13 protein-coding genes are annotated in these 16,078 nt (G+C 47.4%); 5 read left to right on the plus strand and 8 right to left on the minus strand.

Annotated elements, in window-relative coordinates:
• Window positions 1-18 precede the first annotated feature (18 nt).
• Entirely contained in the window at window positions 19-1,389 is a 1,371-nt protein-coding gene (locus D6024_RS15615) for a S41 family peptidase (RefSeq protein WP_121355576.1), read from the plus strand.
• Window positions 1,390-1,685: 296 nt separating this feature from the next.
• Here the strand turns inward: D6024_RS15615 and D6024_RS15620 are convergent, their stop codons facing one another.
• From D6024_RS15620 to D6024_RS15640, 5 genes are all read right to left on the minus strand, one after another.
• Complete coding sequence (locus D6024_RS15620) at window positions 1,686-2,003, minus strand: hypothetical protein (protein ID WP_121355577.1); 318 nt, start codon at window positions 2,001-2,003, stop codon at window positions 1,686-1,688.
• Window positions 2,004-2,144: 141 nt separating this feature from the next.
• A complete protein-coding gene (locus tag D6024_RS15625; RefSeq protein WP_121355578.1) occupies window positions 2,145-4,316 on the minus strand; it encodes a cation:proton antiporter in 2,172 nt (723 codons plus the stop codon).
• Window positions 4,317-4,332: 16 nt separating this feature from the next.
• Window positions 4,333-4,905: a hypothetical protein gene (locus D6024_RS15630; protein ID WP_121355579.1), complete on the minus strand. Its 573-nt coding sequence runs from the start codon at window positions 4,903-4,905 to the stop codon at window positions 4,333-4,335.
• Between the two features lie 132 nt (window positions 4,906-5,037).
• Complete coding sequence (locus D6024_RS15635) at window positions 5,038-6,429, minus strand: HAMP domain-containing sensor histidine kinase (protein WP_121355580.1); 1,392 nt, start codon at window positions 6,427-6,429, stop codon at window positions 5,038-5,040.
• A 2-nt stretch (window positions 6,430-6,431) separates the two neighbouring features.
• The gene (locus D6024_RS15640) at window positions 6,432-7,127 is read right to left on the minus strand and encodes a response regulator transcription factor (RefSeq protein WP_121355689.1); all 696 of its coding nucleotides are present in this window, start codon (window positions 7,125-7,127) and stop codon (window positions 6,432-6,434) included.
• A 126-nt stretch (window positions 7,128-7,253) separates the two neighbouring features.
• Between D6024_RS15640 and D6024_RS15645 the strand changes: the two genes are divergently transcribed.
• Window positions 7,254-8,066, plus strand: a complete 813-nt coding sequence (locus tag D6024_RS15645; protein WP_121355581.1) for a universal stress protein — start codon at window positions 7,254-7,256, stop codon at window positions 8,064-8,066.
• Window positions 8,067-8,095: 29 nt separating this feature from the next.
• Entirely contained in the window at window positions 8,096-9,715 is a 1,620-nt protein-coding gene (locus D6024_RS15650) for a tetratricopeptide repeat protein (RefSeq protein WP_162944795.1), read from the plus strand.
• A gap of 206 nt (window positions 9,716-9,921) precedes the next feature.
• Here D6024_RS15650 and D6024_RS15655 read toward each other — a convergent pair whose 3' ends face one another.
• Together D6024_RS15655 and D6024_RS15660 are read right to left on the minus strand one after the other, a co-directional pair.
• Entirely contained in the window at window positions 9,922-10,449 is a 528-nt protein-coding gene (locus tag D6024_RS15655; protein ID WP_121355583.1) for a hypothetical protein, read from the minus strand.
• A 605-nt stretch (window positions 10,450-11,054) separates the two neighbouring features.
• Window positions 11,055-11,591 carry a Cif family virulence factor gene (locus D6024_RS15660; RefSeq protein WP_121355584.1) on the minus strand — a complete coding sequence of 179 codons (537 nt, stop codon included), beginning with the start codon at window positions 11,589-11,591 and terminating at the stop codon, window positions 11,055-11,057.
• 627 nt (window positions 11,592-12,218) lie between these two features.
• Here D6024_RS15660 and D6024_RS15670 point away from each other — a divergent pair.
• A complete protein-coding gene (locus D6024_RS15670; protein WP_121355586.1) occupies window positions 12,219-13,136 on the plus strand; it encodes a glycoside hydrolase family 16 protein in 918 nt (305 codons plus the stop codon).
• Between the two features lie 131 nt (window positions 13,137-13,267).
• Here the strand turns inward: D6024_RS15670 and D6024_RS15675 are convergent, their stop codons facing one another.
• Entirely contained in the window at window positions 13,268-14,329 is a 1,062-nt protein-coding gene (locus D6024_RS15675; protein WP_162944796.1) for a BON domain-containing protein, read from the minus strand.
• A gap of 563 nt (window positions 14,330-14,892) precedes the next feature.
• Between D6024_RS15675 and D6024_RS15685 the strand changes: the two genes are divergently transcribed.
• Window positions 14,893-16,050, plus strand: a complete 1,158-nt coding sequence (locus D6024_RS15685; RefSeq protein WP_121355589.1) for a zinc-dependent alcohol dehydrogenase — start codon at window positions 14,893-14,895, stop codon at window positions 16,048-16,050.
• The last annotated feature ends 28 nt before the right edge of the window (window positions 16,051-16,078 follow it).

Raw genomic sequence — 16,078 nt, forward strand, 5'->3', positions numbered from 1 at the left:
ACCCTTTACACATCACCTATGCAAATTCAACGCTCCATTCCCGTTTTTCTTGCGTTGGCAATCTTGTTTGCGGCCTGTAAAAAAGAGGACGCGATTACCAACAACCTCAACCCGTCGCCAACCGGCACGACCAGCGATGCCGACCGGTGGAAGGATTCAACACTGACGGTAACCAAAGACCTTTACCTCTGGTACGACAAGATACCTGCAACATTCAATGCCCGTTCCTATGCCGATCCGGCGGCCATCATGACAGCGATCCGGCAATATTCAGTCGAACCGGGATTCACCGACCCGGTGGACCGCTGGAGCTTTGCCATGAGTCAACAGGAGTGGGACAATTTAAGTTCAGGCGTTTCAGCCGACTTCGGGCTGAATGTCTTCTTCCTGCAGGAAGGCGATCTCCGCGTGAGGGCCGTTGAAAAAAGCTCACCTGCAGGGCTGGCCGGTGTGCGCCGCGGCTGGCGCATCACCAAGATCAATGGCAGCAACAACATCACAACGTCGAATGCCAATTTCATAGTGCAGAATGTTTACCAAAGCAATGCGACTTCGTTCACGTTTCAAAAGCCTGACGGAACCAGCGTTAATCTTTCCCTTAACGCCGCGAGCTACCAGGAAAATCCCGTGGTGCTTGACTCCGTCTACACGGTCGGAGGGAAGAAGATCGGCTATTTTGCCTTCGGCTCCTTTCTTGGCGATACCTCGAAAATGTACAGCGAGTTTGACCGCATTTTCAACCGATTCAGCCGCGAAAACGTACAGGATGTTGTGATGGACCTACGCTACAATGGCGGTGGCTATGTGACGGCGGCCGAAAAGCTGGCCGATTATCTTGCACCGACTTCGGCGAACGGCGATGTTATGTTGACGCAAAAATTCAACGACAAATATTCTGCATACAACAGCACGGACTATGTCAGCAAAAAAGGTTCGCTAAACCTGAGCCGTCTACTGTTTATTGTAAGTAACAGTACGGCTTCGGCCAGCGAACTCCTGATCAATAGTTTAAAGCCTTATACAGACGTCGTGCTGCTGGGTGCCAGCAAAACCCATGGAAAACCGGTTGGCTTTTTCCCGGTACCGGAAGGGTCCTGGTATATTTTCCCTGTTTCATTCGCCACTGTCAATAAAAATGGAACAGGAAATTATTACGGCGGCTTGTCGCTGAATCACCAGGTGGCCGACGGGCTTGACAAAGACTGGGGCGACCTGTCCGAGACCTCGTTGGCAAGCGCCGTGAATTATATCACAACCGGTGCGTTCCGTTTAGCCGTTGCGGGAAAACCGTCGGTCTCTGCTCCGCAAAATGCAGACGTTCTCTCCGGCAATAAAGCCCTCGATGCACCCAATTTCAAAGGGGCGATTGATACAAGAGGAGTAAAATAACGTTTGTCGATTCAAAATATGTAAGGTCCTGCAAATGCAGGACCTTTTGTTTCGTCGCATTGCATAGGGAAATATGATGACTGCCACCCTTTCTCTATCAATGAATAATTCCCGTTTCGGTGCGATAGGAGGTTATCGTGTTATAGAGGTAATGGGATATTTTCTGCCACCAATCTTTCACAGTCCCGGTATCACACATCCTGCTATCATGCCGCCAAAAGAAAAACAGTATGGCCGATCGCCTGTGCATGAATACCAATAGGAAATGACAATTCTGAAATTGTTTGCGCCATACTTTACGCCGAAGGCTGATGCACCTTGTTTTTAACCGTGGCGTTTTGCTGTTTCCGTGTATCGATACATCTTCCTAATACATTCACAAGGATTTCATCATCAATACTGCCGCTCCAGCAGCGTACAACTTTGATGAACGTAATTTTTTTCGGTGGATGGTTGCTTGCACTGCCTTCCCAACTCACGAGGTGAGCCGTATAGATTCCTTCGCCTTCCTGATCGATCCGGAAGCAGGCTTTTCCGTCTTTGTACGATATGGTTATTTCAAATGTCACGTAAATGCTTTTGAACAGGCGACTGATGAAGGCAAAATTGGCCATATCGGCTTTTGAACCCAAGTCTTCGGGGAAATTCTAATCCGATTTTAATGCAGCACCGGCGCGGGTTTGCTTGCGCCGATAGCCGGAAAGGGCAAAAAACGTGAGGCGGAAAAACATCGCCAAACAGGCGGGCGGGGTGCCTCATTTCTTCGCCTGTTTCTTTTTCAGCCACTGCAATAAACTCTTTGTTTTGGTAACGGCCGTGACTTTGTCGGAGATAGCTTCGGCCAGCGTGCCGTCAATGTATTGCACGTCGTCCATCTGCATGCCTCTTTCCACCTGTTGTGGATAGAGAAGAATGAAACTGTTATCGGTAAAATAGGTGGAAAGGTAATACGGCAGTTTCTCTGACTCCGGCTGGTACGATACATGCCCTTTGCGGGAAGAGACAATCACCAGCAAATCGTTTTTTTTCACTTCGCGGCAAAAGACAAGGAAGTCATCCCAGTGATTAAATGCATTATAGCTAAACTTTGCTTCGGCCTGCTGTTCCTGCTGCTGGTGGCGGAGTTCCTGCAGCGTTTCTTCGCTGGCGAAAAAATCGATGCTGGCAGCCGTTTCCCTTGCAATGGTGGCCAGTTTTCGAAACCAGTGGCCAAAACCCGGTTCTAGTTCGGCATTCGCCGTTACAACCACCACCATTCGTTTCAGCGTGTTGAAGGGCTGCACAGCCTTGTAAATAAAAACCGTTTCGGCCGTGTGTTTTAAAATGCGTTCGGCAATCGGACCAAGGAAATTTTTTGGATTGGCTTTGTGATGAAGACCGATGATCAAGTCTGTAATGCTTTGCTCTTTCAAGGTGTAGATGATACCGTTGCTGATACTCACGTCGAAACGGATCACGGGCATGATCACCTGGTCGGTTGCGGCAGCATGACCGACCGCCTTGTCGAGCATTTTCTGCGCCATTGCTTTTGTCTTGCTTTCATTGCCTTCGTCGCTGACGACATTGAGTGCATAGATAGGGATCGCACTTTGGCGCGGCTTCAGCATCAGGCTGAAATCAATCAACTCGTTGACCGTTTCGGGGTAGGCAAGTGAAACCAGTATCCGTTCTGTTGTACTTTGTTCCGGCGATCCCTCCGCTTCTTGCTGCAGGGCCATTTCACGGGCTGTTTTTTCCACGACGAACGAACTGATGGTACAGGTAATCAGGATCATGATGATCGTTCCGTTCAGCACATCTTCGTTCAGCAGGCGTATGGGTTCGCCGGCTGGTGTTTCGCCAATGATGATGTTATATCCTACCAGCACAATAGCCAGCGTAGCGCCAACCCTTGATGTACTCAGGCCGAAGATCATACTCCTGTCAAGCGAAGAAAGCCTGAATGTTTTTTGCGTCAGGTAGGCTGCAATGTATTTGGACAAAACACCCAAAAGCGTCATGGCGACCGCTACTTTTAAGGCTCCAAGACCTTTGAACAAAACTTTAAAGTCGATGAGCATGCCCACGCTAATGAGGAAGAAGGGAATAAAGAAGGCGTTGCCCACAAACTCGATCCTGTTCATCAGTGCCGATGCCCGTGGAATAAAGCGGTTGAGAGCCAGCCCGGCCAGGAAAGCTCCGATGATGTGTTCCAGCCCGGCCAGTTCCGCAAGAAAGGCACCGAGGAAGACCATGGCCAGCACAAAAATGTATTGGGCTACCGGTTCTTCGAAGTTTTTAAAAAACCAGCGTGCCACAAGCGGAAACAACAGGAAAACAATGCAGCCAAACACGATGGAAGAAATCGCGAGACGGATCCAAAATGCTGTTGAAATATCGCCTCTCGCCATTCCTGTTATTCCGGCGAGTACCAACAGCGCAAAAATGTCGGTGATGATGGTGCCGCCGATTGTCAGCGTCACGGCACGAAGCCGTGTCAATCCGTATTTGCTGGCGATCGGGTAGGCGAGCAGGGTATGCGAGGCAAACATACAGGCGAGCAACAAGGCTGTTGGCCAGCTAAAATCCAATAAATAGTGCACGGTAACACTGCCAAGCAGCATGGGCGTGAAGAACGTAAACAAACCAAAGGTGAAACTGGTCAGCCGGTTTTTCCTGAATTCTTCCATGTCGATTTCAAGGCCCGCCGTGAACATGATGTAAAGCAATCCAACTGTCCCAAACAATACAATGCTGCTGTCGCGAAGCAGCAGGTTAAAGCCGTAAGGACCGATGATCATGCCTGCAAGGATCAGCCCGATGATATGGGGTACCCTGATTTTATTAAGCAGGATAGGCGCAAACAAAATGATGAACAGGACCAGCGAAAAGATGATCACCGGGTTGGTCAGGGGCAGGGAAAAATCCAGGTCGCTCAACAAATACATTCTTTCCTCCTTTTGCTTACTGTTTTTCCAGTTTCATTCCATACACGATCTTGCATTCCTTTCCCCGTGCAATTTCCCGCTGCCCCTCCATGTGCGTTTCGTCGGTCATGTGCAGGCGCACGGTTATCTTGCTGGGTGTTGCGGCACCGGTGGAAGGTTTGCTTTCCTCCAGTTCAATGGCATTGCCGGTGTTCGTTCCGTTGTAGACCCGTACGAGTTTTTGGTCGGCCGTCGCTTTTACCACGAGTGCATTTGATTCGTAAGAAAAATACCATTGCTCGTTTTTGGTATCGCCAACTGCAGAACCTGCACAAGTAGTCTCTTCGCAGGTCATTTGTACATTCCAGTTGCCAGGCAAAGCGTTGTTGATGCGTTGAGCGGTATCCTGCCGCTGGGTGCTGTCCATGTGTTGGTCGCGGATGTTGAGCGCTTCTTCCCAGGCCTGGAGCTTTTTTTCTTTAAGAAGAAGCTCCTGTTCCTTTTGCTGCAGCAGCGTTTCTTTTTGTTGAAGAGATTCCTCTTTTTGATGCTGGTTGCAGGCGGAAAGGACACCTGCATAGACAAAAACAAAAACGAAAATCTGTTTCATAGCTTTTCTTTTTCCCGGTCCGGGAGCATTGATAACCTTCTGAGACAAAACCGTTATAGCCTCATTGGCTTTTGTTCCACCTTCTACTTCAATACACCTGCGAGTGCAGCGAAAAAGGCCCGTCGAACGATGCTAAAACGATTTCAGGCTTTTCGCGGACGGCAACACCAGCACAAAGGTTGTGCCTTCACCCGGCTTGCTGTGAATGTCGATGTTGCCTTTGTGAATTTTAATGATCCTATAAGCGAGCGGAAGCCCTAACCCAAATCCTCCCGTGGTCCGCGACTCTTCCACACGATAAAACGGCTGAAAGATGCGTTCCATTTCCGACTCCTCAATCCCGGGTCCGTTGTCGGCAATAGAAATAAAAATTTGGTGATCTGCAATGCGGAGGGTGATGGCCGCCTGGTGGTCTGTCGAAAACTTACAGGCATTGATCACAATATTTTTGATTGCTGTCGAGAGCAGAGCTTCGTTGCCAAAAACAAGAAGGTTGTCTTCCTGCTCGGGCATTTCGCTGAAATCAACTTTGATATTATAGGTTGGATTGCTCTTGGCAACCGCACCGGGAATATTCAGAATGACTTCATCGATACGTACCAGGTCGATTTCGATTCCGCCCACATCGCCTGAAGCCTTGGCAAATTCGAGTAAAGTTTGTGTTAACTTGTTCAGCTGCTGCACGTCCTGGTAAATGGAAAGCATCACCCGCTTGTAGTCTTCGGCGGCCCTTTCGCGCTGCAAGGATACTTCGAGTTGGCTGGAAATTGCCGTAAGCGGCGTCGACAACTCGTGCGATGCGTTGGCAATAAAGCGGCGTTGCATCTCAAAGCTTTCCTGCAGGCGGTTCAGAAGATCATTCAATGTTTGCGATAGCTGGTTCCATTCGTCTTTCGATTTGCCGGCATCGATGCGCCGGGCAAGGTTTTGTGCCGATATCTCTGCTACATCTTCCGAAATGCGGCGGATTGGCTGTAAAAGACCGCGGGAAAAAAAATACCCGGCTACAAGGATCAGAAAGTTGCCGATCAGAAAACTGATCAGCAAAATGTTCAAAAGGTTGTTCAACTGTTTTACACCTTCTTCATCTTCGCCGGCTACCAGGACAACAAGTCGGAGTGGTTCGTTGGTGTAATAATAGGAGGCTACTTGTTTTTCGCCCTGGCGAAAAAAGGTTTGGCCGGCCTTGCGTGTTGCCTCCAGGTCGTCGGGTGTCACGTCCATGGTGTCGTTTGGCCTGTCGCTATAACGGTAGATCTCTCTGTTTCGTTCATCATAGGCTTGCACGGACTTGTCCAGCAAGGCGATTGTTGTCGATGAATCTATTCGCTGAACGAGAGCTTTGTCGAAAATTTCCCGCTGGCTGAGTAGCCGTGCGGTGGTAATGGCCCTGTTCGTAAGCCGGGTGCGAAGGTTAGTGATTCTCGCCTCGTAGGAAAAATAATAAATGACGATGCATACCAGGCTTAGGATGACAAATGCAAGCGCAGAAAAAAGGAGCGTGATGCGAAACCGAACCGGCATTGCTATGAATTGTCTTTTAAAATATATCCCATACCGACCTGCGTGTAAATCAGTTTCTGGTCGAAATTCTTATCGACCTTGTTGCGAACATAATTAATGTAGACATCAATGACGTTGGTGTTTGTGTCAAAATCGATGTCCCAGACATTGATGGCAATGTCGCTCCGGGACACCACGCGGTTTTTGTTTCGCAACAGGTATTCCAGCAGTTGGAATTCTTTTGCCGTGAGATTTATGGCGGTCTCGCCCCGCCTGACTTCTTTGCTGTCCACGTTCATCTCGAGATCAGACGCTTTCAATATGGTTCCAACGGGGACCTGCTGGTGCAGGCTTCGTTTTAGCAGAACCCTGATTTTCATTAGCAGTTCCCGGAATTCAAAGGGTTTGACAATGTAGTCGTCTGCACCGGCGTCGTAACCTTCAATTTTATCGCCGAGGGCACCCAGCGCTGTTAGCATGATCACAGGAACCTGTGTGTTTTGGCGGCGGATTTTTTCGCAAAGCTCATATCCATTCATGCCCGGCAAATTGATATCGAGTACAACCAGGTTATACGGCTGCTGTTGAAACATCTTCCATCCGATCGCACCGTTGTAGGCCACATCAGCATCATAGCCCGCTTCTGTCAGGCCCAGTCGTAAGGCGTCGGCAATTTTCTGCTCGTCTTCTATCAACAGGATTTTCCGTTCTTCCGTCATTGCCGGCAAGTTACCAAACTTCGCTTGCCCGGGGATTCCGTTTGCGTTCGGGCCGGTCATTTCTAATTCATTTCTAATGCCAGATTAATGCCGGCTTAATGTGTGGGAACTAGGTTCGTTGTCCCGATGGATACGATTTTAAAGAGTTTTAAAACGGTTCTGGTGCCGGTAGATTTTTCCGTTAATACAGAGGTTGCCATAGCAAAAACACTCGCCCTAGTAGAGCGGGATACTGCTACCATCCACCTGTTGCATGTGTTGAAACCAAGCCCGTTTTACGCCGGCAAAGCGGTTTACAGGGAGAGGAAGCGGAAACTGGAAGAATGGCGGCGGTCCATTGAGGAATGTGCAGGCCTTACTGTTCGATGCGAATTGCTGCAGGGACATTCGGTTCAGCGTTCAATCCGCAAATCTGCAGAAAGCCTGCGACCTGATGCGATCGTTATCGGGCAAACAGCCATGCATACGGGATTGTCCTTTGCCCGGACCATGATGCCAATGGCGCTGGCGCAGGCCACGGGTATACCCGTGCTGACTGTAAAACCTGGTGCGCTGCATAACAAAACAAGAACGGTGGTTGTACCGGTAACAGATGCCTTTCCGGAAAGCAAACTCCAGGCGCTGGAAGTGCTTTGCAGGCACGGCCGTCCAAATATCCACCTGATTACACTGGTGAATGGGAAAAACGGCCCGTCTGATTTTTCGGCTGCTGCACTGGTGCACATGTTTCAATGGCTCAAAATGCGGCTACACTGTCCCGTGGAATATGCGGTTGTGCGTGGCAGAAACAAAGCAAAGGCGTTTTTGCAGTACGCAGAAAAGATAAATGCAGATGTTTTGCTGGTGCATCCCGAAAAAGAAACATGGATCGGCTGGTGGAACCGGCACACTTCCGATGTGTTGCCAGTAGGCTCGAAAGTGCAGGTGCTTGCCGTTTAAGTAGAATTATAAAATCATAAAGTATGACCATGAAAACAGTCTTATTCTTTTTTTCTTCTATTTCCGTATCCCTTGCCGCAGTGGCGCAATCGGTAGAGCAGGGAAAACAACAGTTGTATTATGAACGGTACCAATCGGCTGAGCAAACGTTCCGCCAGGCGGTACAGCAAAATCCTTCCGATGCGGAAGCGTTGTATGGATTGGTACAGGCAAACCTTCTTCAAAACAAATCCGAAGCGGCGATGACGGCGTTGTCGAATGCCCCCGGGTCGCTGAAAGAAGAACCGCTTTACCAGGTTGCTTCCGGTGCCGTGCTGCTGCAGCAAGGCAAAGCAACAGAGGCTGCCGCGGTTTTTGAAAAGGCGCTGAGTGAGACGAAAGAAAAAAATCCGGCTGTTCTTTCAGCTATTGCTGAAGCTCATATCCGATCGACAGTTGGCGATGCAAATTATGCCGTGACCTTGCTGAATAAGGCGATCAAACGGGAAAAGCATGATGCAGCATTGTACACGCTTTTGGGTGACGCCTACCGTAAGTTGCATAATGGTACTGAAGCCTATAAGGCATATCAGAAAGCCATTGAAGAAAACGGTCAATATGCCGCCGCTTACCATCGGCTTGGCAATATTTTTCTTTCGCAAAAAAATGTACCGCTCTACACGGAATATTTTACGAAAGCGATTAATGCTGATGCTGCCTATGCGCCTTCCATTTACCGTCTTTATGCCCACGAATTTTATCGTGATCCGGCAAAGGCATTGGCCTATTACCAGGAATATCTTTCCAAATCAGATAGAAGCGAAAAAGCATTATATGAACTGGCTGATCTTTTTTATCTCACGAAAAAATATGATTCTGCCATTCAGAAGGCAAACGAAATTTTGAGTAATGAGGGAACAAAAGCGCAGCCACGGCTTTATAAGCTCATTGCCTACAGTTTTGCCGGAAAGGCGGATACGGCCAGTGCGCTTACCAGCATGCAAACCTATTTTGACAAGGGAGCTGACAGCACGATCATCGGTCGCGATTACCTGACGATGGGAGATTTTTACGCCGCTTCGAAAGGAAAGGATTCATTGGCTATGGTTTATTATGCCAAAGGCGTCGACGATGAAAAAGATTCAATCGTACGCTATGCTTACTACAAAAAACTTGCTGGTTACGCCGGTGAAAACAAAGACTATGCAGCACAGGCGAAGTGGCTGGAAAAATATTATACGGGAAATTCAAAGGCCAACAACCTCGATTTGTTTACCTGGGGTTTGGCGCACATCCGTGCAGAACAATATTCGGCAGCCGATTCGGTATTTAGCACCTATGTAGCAAAGTACCCGGATCAAAGCTATGGCTACTATTGGCAGGCAAAAAGCAAAGCGCTGCAAGATTCTGGAATGAAAGAAGGCCTGGCCGTACCTGCCTACGAAAAATTGGTTGCCATTTTGGAAAAAGATTCAACCGATGCAAACTACAAGCGCTGGATAGTGGAGGCCTACGGTTATCTTGCCGCCTACAAGACCAATACGGAAAAAAATTATGGCGAAGCGGTTGACTATTTTGAAAAGGTACTGGCGGTTGATCCGTCAAACGCTGACGCCAAAAAGTATATCACCCTGCTGGAAAAAAATATAGCAGACAAAGGCAGTAAATAAAGCGTCGTTTTTTCATAGGTTTTTGTGTTGCGGGCCTCCGGTTAGGAGGCCCGTTTTTTTACGATCGGCCGGCGTTCTAAACAATATTGGACTAAATGTCGACTGATACCTGATACAATTTCACAAAGTCGTAATCGCTTTTATGGTCAAGTGCTTTCGTAAAAAGCAATGGTCGGACTTATCATCGTAGCATTTTTAAAATAATGTTATACCGGAATTTCGATTGCGGCAGGCATGTCCTGATGCATGGACAGCTGGTGCCGGTTTGCCTTTTTATGTGTAATCAATGAAACGAGTGTGGTGATCGTCATGACAGCGGTTGGGATGATGCCAATTGGGGTGAATACAAACGTTGGAAGTGTTGTAAGAACGATAAGGCCTGCGGAAAGCAATAATTGCCTATTGAAACGTTTATTTCCTGTGACATGCCGGCGGCATTGAAGCAGTAAGCGGTAGGCCTGGTAACCGACTACAAAGCCAAAAAGCTGGAGCGAATAATAGTAAAAATTGAACACGCCGTTATCCTGGAAGCTGATGGTGGCTCGATACGCATTTTGAATCAGGTGCAGTAACATGCAGGCTGCCAGGAAGAGCGGGCCCCAGTACAAAACGGAAACCAGGAGCCTGCGGGTGTGCCGGCCATCGGTTTTCCAGGCACGGGAAACAATGATAGTTGCAATAACAGATAACAATACGGCGATCGGACCGCCAAAAAGTTCAAAAAATTTATTCATGCAACAAAATACCAGTTAGTTGTTTTTGGTTGCCTGCCCATTGGGATCAATTGTTGATTTTTGAAAATGAATTGTCAGTGTTGATATAAACTGTTTGGCGGACCTGGCTTTTTAGAATCCAATGCTGCCGAAAATGCAAAACATTCAAACATTAGATTAAAACCGGGGCAGAAACCCTGGATTCGATAACCGCAGACTGACTGAAATTTAATAGCGGGACGAGAGAATGTAGGATAAAAGAAAAGCACCGGAACAATAGATAAAGAAGCCGAAGCTCATTTACTTACTAACCCGATGCCTTTCGGAAAAGATTGCTTTTTCTGGTTAAAGAAACATCAACCCTTTCTGCTATCGAAAGTACAAATTCTTTGCAGCCAATTCCAAATTTTTATCTCGTTATTTTGCGCCTTTTTGTTCACAAGAGCTATTGGATTGATTATGAAAGTTATTGATCTGAAAAGTTATAGTTATGCACGTTGCTTGCCAGTTAATAATCTTAGCGACGAAAAGCAAAGCTGCCAGAACGAACAAGGATGCATTTATTGCTTCATATGCCGTATGCGAAAATAACAATGCCCGCTCAAGCGGGCATTGTCGAGTGAAGATTATTTTTTCTCGGGTTCGTCCCTTGCTGCCATTTGGTGAAATTCATACACCTTTCCTTCCTTGTTAAAGAACCAAACTTCATTAAGGTGCATTTTGGTAACTGTACCGTCTTTATGCGTGTCTGTCTCCATGCCCCAGATGGTGACGGTTTCGCTTTCCGGGTGGTCAGGACTTTTTAGTGTGGTACAGGCAGCCACCGTGCTGACAACCGATGCCATGTTGTTCCTGGAATCTTTGGCCATTTTAATGAAATTATCCCGTCCTTTTACCAATGTGCCATCGGGGAAAGTGGCAACGATATCATCCGCAAAAAGAGAAATAGAATTGTCGAGGGTGTTATCGTCAAAATCCTTCCAGGCACGCAACACTTTTTGCGCATATGCCATATTGCCGATACTCAGGTTGCGGGCATCAATCTTGTACGGCTCATCAGTGCTGCTGGTTTTTGTTTGTTTTACATTGGCGTTTTGGGCGTTGGAGGTGGATGCAAGAAGAGCAAAAACTGCGAAGATCGCGACGTGGGTTACGCGTTTCATTGTGTGAATTTTAAAATGGTGAAACAATGTGTAAGAACTGTATTGGCAGGATTCGGCAGTCTTGTATAGGGGAGTAGGTAGAAAGGTAAATAAGTTTCAACAAATGGCCGGAAAATGCTTTGCAGCAATTCAAAAGGCAGATCATTTCTTTCCTTGGAATCGATTGGAGGCAAAATCATTCATTTGTTGCCTGCGATATTTCGGATAAATAAGACAGGCTTGACTAGCCGGCCGCCTGGCGAAATCAGACCGTATCGGGTAAGCAGCAGTAGGCGCGGGTTTCGAAAATAAAAAGACCCCTGTAGAAACAGGGGTCGCAACCAAAACTAACTGCTTATGAGAAAAATTGTTACTGCTATCGTGAAGAACAAAGATACGACTGTTGCACAAAAAAAATTGTTACCGACTCGTTACGAAATTGGTAAATCGAGTTGACTAATATCTACAGGCATGTAGGTGTTGTTTATGGTCAAGGGTAAAATCGATTCCCCTTGTCCATCCTGACTGCTTCTGCTTTAAACGCTGCCATTTCCGATATGTAAAAATGGGCAAAGAAGTGGATTTTACCTATACCGATCTCTGGCAATCTTTTGTACATTGAGATATTCTTCATGCTAAAACTTTATTATGCCTGCTATGCTTGCTTGTACCAAACCTTGCTTTGGCCTGCTTTTACTGTCTTTCCTGCTGTCGTGCGAAAAACAGCAGCCTGCAACGACGAGTGTAAAAACGGATGCTGCCCCGACCGGCCGGCCGGTTAGTGGTTCCACAACCGTAAATGCGATTTGCGATTACGATTATAACGAAACAGCGCTACTAAACGCTGGCTGGACAAAAACCTTTGAGGATAATTTCGATGCCGGGCTTTCCAAATGGAACATTTGGACGGGTGGTGCCTACAACAACGAACTTCAGTATTACCAGGCTGCAAATCTTCAGGTTTTCAATGGAAACCTGGTGATAACGGCAAAAAAGGAAACTGTAACCGGAGCAACAACGCCAGGCGATTCGACGCCTAAAACCTTTAATTATACATCTGGCCGTGTGGAGTGTGCCAGTAATGTTTCGGCCAGTTTGCAATCACCAAAAGTAAGAATGGTTGCCCGCATTAAGCTGCCGGCAGGGTATGGTATGTGGCCGGCTTTTTGGAGCTATGGCGATCCCTGGCCAACACAAGGCGAAATTGATTTTCTGGAGGCCCGCGGACAAGAGCCGACAAAATACCAGACGAATTATTTTTATGGCAAAGTGGCCAATCGCAACCTTGTTCGTAACCAGGTTGGTTATCTCACTGCAAATGGCGACTTAACGGCCTGCTACCATGTATACGAAATGGTGTGGGAACAAAATACGCTGAGCTCTTACCTGGACGGTGCATTGGTCGAAGTGAAGAGCGGCGGCTATATACCTGATCTTTTCGGAAAAACCGAGCGCATTACACTGAACCTTGCCGTTGGTGGGAATTTCTTTTCCAGTTTCGATCCCTCGAAAATTGTGACAGGCGCTATGTACATCGACTATGTTCGGGTTTATACAGCGCAATGAAAGTGTACATGCAATTGCACGCATTCCATCGATGCTTAAAAATTGAATGGAAACATATCAATAAGAAAAGCGCCGTCACAAGAGAGGCGCTTTTCCTGTTTAAAATGATCTTTTCAGATTTTCGTGTCGCTTTATTTAGGATTATTCCGCTCGTTTTGCGTGTTGCGAATAATTTCATTCGTTGTCCCGGATTCTTTACCGATGCCACCGGTAGCACCCGTGTTCCCCGTGTATTCATGCGACGTGAGACTGGAACCATGATCCACCCGCAGGCGGTTTTCGACATTGCGGACGCCGGAAATTGACTCTACAAGGTCTTCCGCCCGTCTTTTTTCTTCGCGGCTATGCACTGTACCGCTCAGGATCACGGCATCGCTGTCCATCTGAATACGAATGTTGCTGGCATCCACCATATCGTCATCGGTCAGCCTGTCGCAAATGTCTTCACGTATCCTTTCTTCTGAACGACGATAATCGCTAGGTCCCTTTCCCCTATGGCCGCCGGAATAGTCTCTTCCCCTGTCTCGGTTGTTGTCATCATCGTTAAACCAGGAAGAAACCTTGTCTTTTGTCCGGTCCCACCAGTTGTTTCGATCCTGCCCGGAATTGTGGTGTTCGTTACCATAACGGTTACGCTCCCAGTCGCGGCTATAATCGTTGTTCATATTCCCATAGTTGTTACCGTAACGCTGGTTGTCGTAATCCTGGCGATATCCAAAATTGCCGGTGTTGACGTTTCCGCGGCCCCAGTCCTGCCGGCCATAATCGCTTCCCCAGTTTCCCTCACCACTTTGCCCGAATTGTCTGCGACTCCAGTCGTCGCTTCTGCCAGCCTGGTTTCCCTGCATATTGCCAAAATACTGGCGCCTGTTCATGTCCGACTGGCCGGAGTAGTTTCCCGCGTTGCCAAAACGTCCGCTGTTTTCATTTCGGTAACCATAATTTCCTGCTGTTCCGTACTGCGTGTCTTCGTAATCGCGGTTGAACCGGCCCCGGTTGTCATCGTTGTCGGGGAGATAGTTTACCCGGTTGGGATTATCGTAACTTTCATTTCCCATCCCGTGTGCGGAGTCTCCACTATATCCAACATCTCCGTACTGGTCATTCGTATTTCTGTTCTGCTGATTGTTGTCTGTATTTTCATATCCACGTTGCGACCAGTCGCTTCCCTGGTTTGAGCGTCTTCTTTCCATTTCCCAATCCTGGTGTGACTGATGGGACTGATTTCTCTGTTGAAAATTTTTGTCTGCCATAGTATTTGATTTTAATGATTAAGGGATACGATTAGCAAGCATAAAGTACCATAAAAACTATGCCTTTCATGCAAAAAAGGCAATGCATTTTTCATTGAAAACTCCGTTGTATTTCTCACTTCCTGAATGGATGTTTTTAAGCGAAACAAGCCAGATGATCAGGGTTCAACCAAAACAATTTCAGGTTCAACGCTTGACACGAATAACCCCGGCTACAGGAAAGATGAGGTGAAAAAAGATAGCGTTTTTTTTATCCAATTGCCAATGGATAAGACGATTGTTTTACATCCTGTTTTATCCACACAAAGAGTGGCACCTGCATTGTTCAAGTCGGGGCATATTGTTTGAACGAACCTGTTGAGATTGTTTCAGCAGTTTGCCGAAGAGGTTTGTATGACTTTTCATGGTACCAGATTTGTTAGATCTTATTTTCAAAAATTACATAATCTGTCGTGCACGCAGGTTATTGTTTTTTACATTTTTCTTTTTTAAATCAAATTGAAATGAAAGCAGCCGTGTTTCACAAGATTGGCGATATATCTGTCGACAATGTAGATGATCCAAAGATTGAACAAGACGAAGACGTGATTGTAAAAGTAACGTCGACCGCAATTTGCGGATCCGACCTGCATATCTATGATGGTTTTTTCCCGCAGGCAAAGGACCAGGTAATGGGACATGAGTTTATGGGCATCGTGGAAGAAATTGGAAAAGGTGTAACCAAACTGAAGAAAGGCGACAGAATCGTCGTGCCGTTTCCAATTGCCTGTGGCCACTGTTTTTTTTGCAACCACGATTTGCCGGGGCACTGCGAAAACTCCAACCCGGAGTTTTATGGACCGGAAGGTGACATGACAAAAGGGAAAGGTGGCGGCTTGTTTGGTTATACCGATTTATATGGCGGTTACCAGGGCGGACAGGCAGAGTACGTTCGTGTTCCCTATGCCAACTTCGGCCCCCGTATGGTTCCCGATGGTGTGGACGACGAGCAGGTTCTGTTTCTTACCGATATTTTTCCAACCGGGTGGACGGCTATCGACTGGGCCGGTGTGAAAGGTGGCGAAACGGTTGTCATTTTTGGTTCGGGCCCCGTTGGCCTGATGGCACAGAAGGCCGCCTGGATTCGTGGGGCTGCACGGGTAATTGCAGTGGATATTGAGCAATACAGGCTCGACCGCGCAGTGAAGGTTAACAACGTGGAAGTGCTGAATGGCGAGGACGAGGACCTGATCAAAAAGATCTACGAAATGACAAGCGGCAGAGGTGCCGATGTTTGCGTCGATGCAGTAGGGGTGGAAGCCAGCCGCTCTTTTGGTGAAAAACTAAAGGCCGTTGCTCACCTCGAAAAAGGAACCGTGAAAGTGATGGAAAATTGCTTTAAGGCTGTGCGGCGCGGCGGGCAGGTTTCGGTTGTTGGTGTGTATGGCAATCCGTACGATAATTTTCCTGTGCATACAATTTTCGACAAGGGGCTGCATGTACACATGGGACAGGCACCGGTGCAGAAATACATCGATGAACTTTTCCGGTTAACGCTCGATGGCAAGGTCATCCTTAATGATATTATTTCGCATCGCCTTCCATTGACAGAAGCAAGCCATGCCTACGATATTTTCAAAAAGAAAAAAGAAGATTGTGTCAAAGTGGTAATGAAACCCTGAGACGAGATAATTCAGGAAAAATAAAAGA

It is taken from the genome of Flavisolibacter nicotianae (assembly GCF_003628535.1).
Taxonomy (GTDB): domain Bacteria; phylum Bacteroidota; class Bacteroidia; order Chitinophagales; family Chitinophagaceae; genus Flavisolibacter; species Flavisolibacter nicotianae.

What these genes read in the sequence shown, in the direction of transcription:
- D6024_RS15615 (WP_121355576.1), top strand. Translation starts at nt 19, where the DNA reads ATGCAAATTCAACGCTCCATTCCCGTTTTTCTTGCGTTGGCAATCTTG.
- D6024_RS15660 (WP_121355584.1), bottom strand. Translation starts at nt 11,591, where the DNA reads ATGAAACGCGTAACCCACGTCGCGATCTTCGCAGTTTTTGCTCTTCTT.
- D6024_RS15620 (WP_121355577.1), bottom strand. Translation starts at nt 2,003, where the DNA reads ATGGCCAATTTTGCCTTCATCAGTCGCCTGTTCAAAAGCATTTACGTG.
- D6024_RS15630 (WP_121355579.1), bottom strand. Translation starts at nt 4,905, where the DNA reads ATGAAACAGATTTTCGTTTTTGTTTTTGTCTATGCAGGTGTCCTTTCC.
- D6024_RS15655 (WP_121355583.1), bottom strand. Translation starts at nt 10,449, where the DNA reads ATGAATAAATTTTTTGAACTTTTTGGCGGTCCGATCGCCGTATTGTTA.
- D6024_RS15675 (WP_162944796.1), bottom strand. Translation starts at nt 14,329, where the DNA reads ATGGAAAGAAGACGCTCAAACCAGGGAAGCGACTGGTCGCAACGTGGA.
- D6024_RS15625 (WP_121355578.1), bottom strand. Translation starts at nt 4,316, where the DNA reads ATGTATTTGTTGAGCGACCTGGATTTTTCCCTGCCCCTGACCAACCCG.
- D6024_RS15640 (WP_121355689.1), bottom strand. Translation starts at nt 7,127, where the DNA reads ATGACGGAAGAACGGAAAATCCTGTTGATAGAAGACGAGCAGAAAATT.
- D6024_RS15670 (WP_121355586.1), top strand. Translation starts at nt 12,219, where the DNA reads ATGCCTGCTATGCTTGCTTGTACCAAACCTTGCTTTGGCCTGCTTTTA.
- D6024_RS15685 (WP_121355589.1), top strand. Translation starts at nt 14,893, where the DNA reads ATGAAAGCAGCCGTGTTTCACAAGATTGGCGATATATCTGTCGACAAT.
- D6024_RS15645 (WP_121355581.1), top strand. Translation starts at nt 7,254, where the DNA reads ATGGATACGATTTTAAAGAGTTTTAAAACGGTTCTGGTGCCGGTAGAT.
- D6024_RS15650 (WP_162944795.1), top strand. Translation starts at nt 8,096, where the DNA reads ATGAAAACAGTCTTATTCTTTTTTTCTTCTATTTCCGTATCCCTTGCC.
- D6024_RS15635 (WP_121355580.1), bottom strand. Translation starts at nt 6,429, where the DNA reads ATGCCGGTTCGGTTTCGCATCACGCTCCTTTTTTCTGCGCTTGCATTT.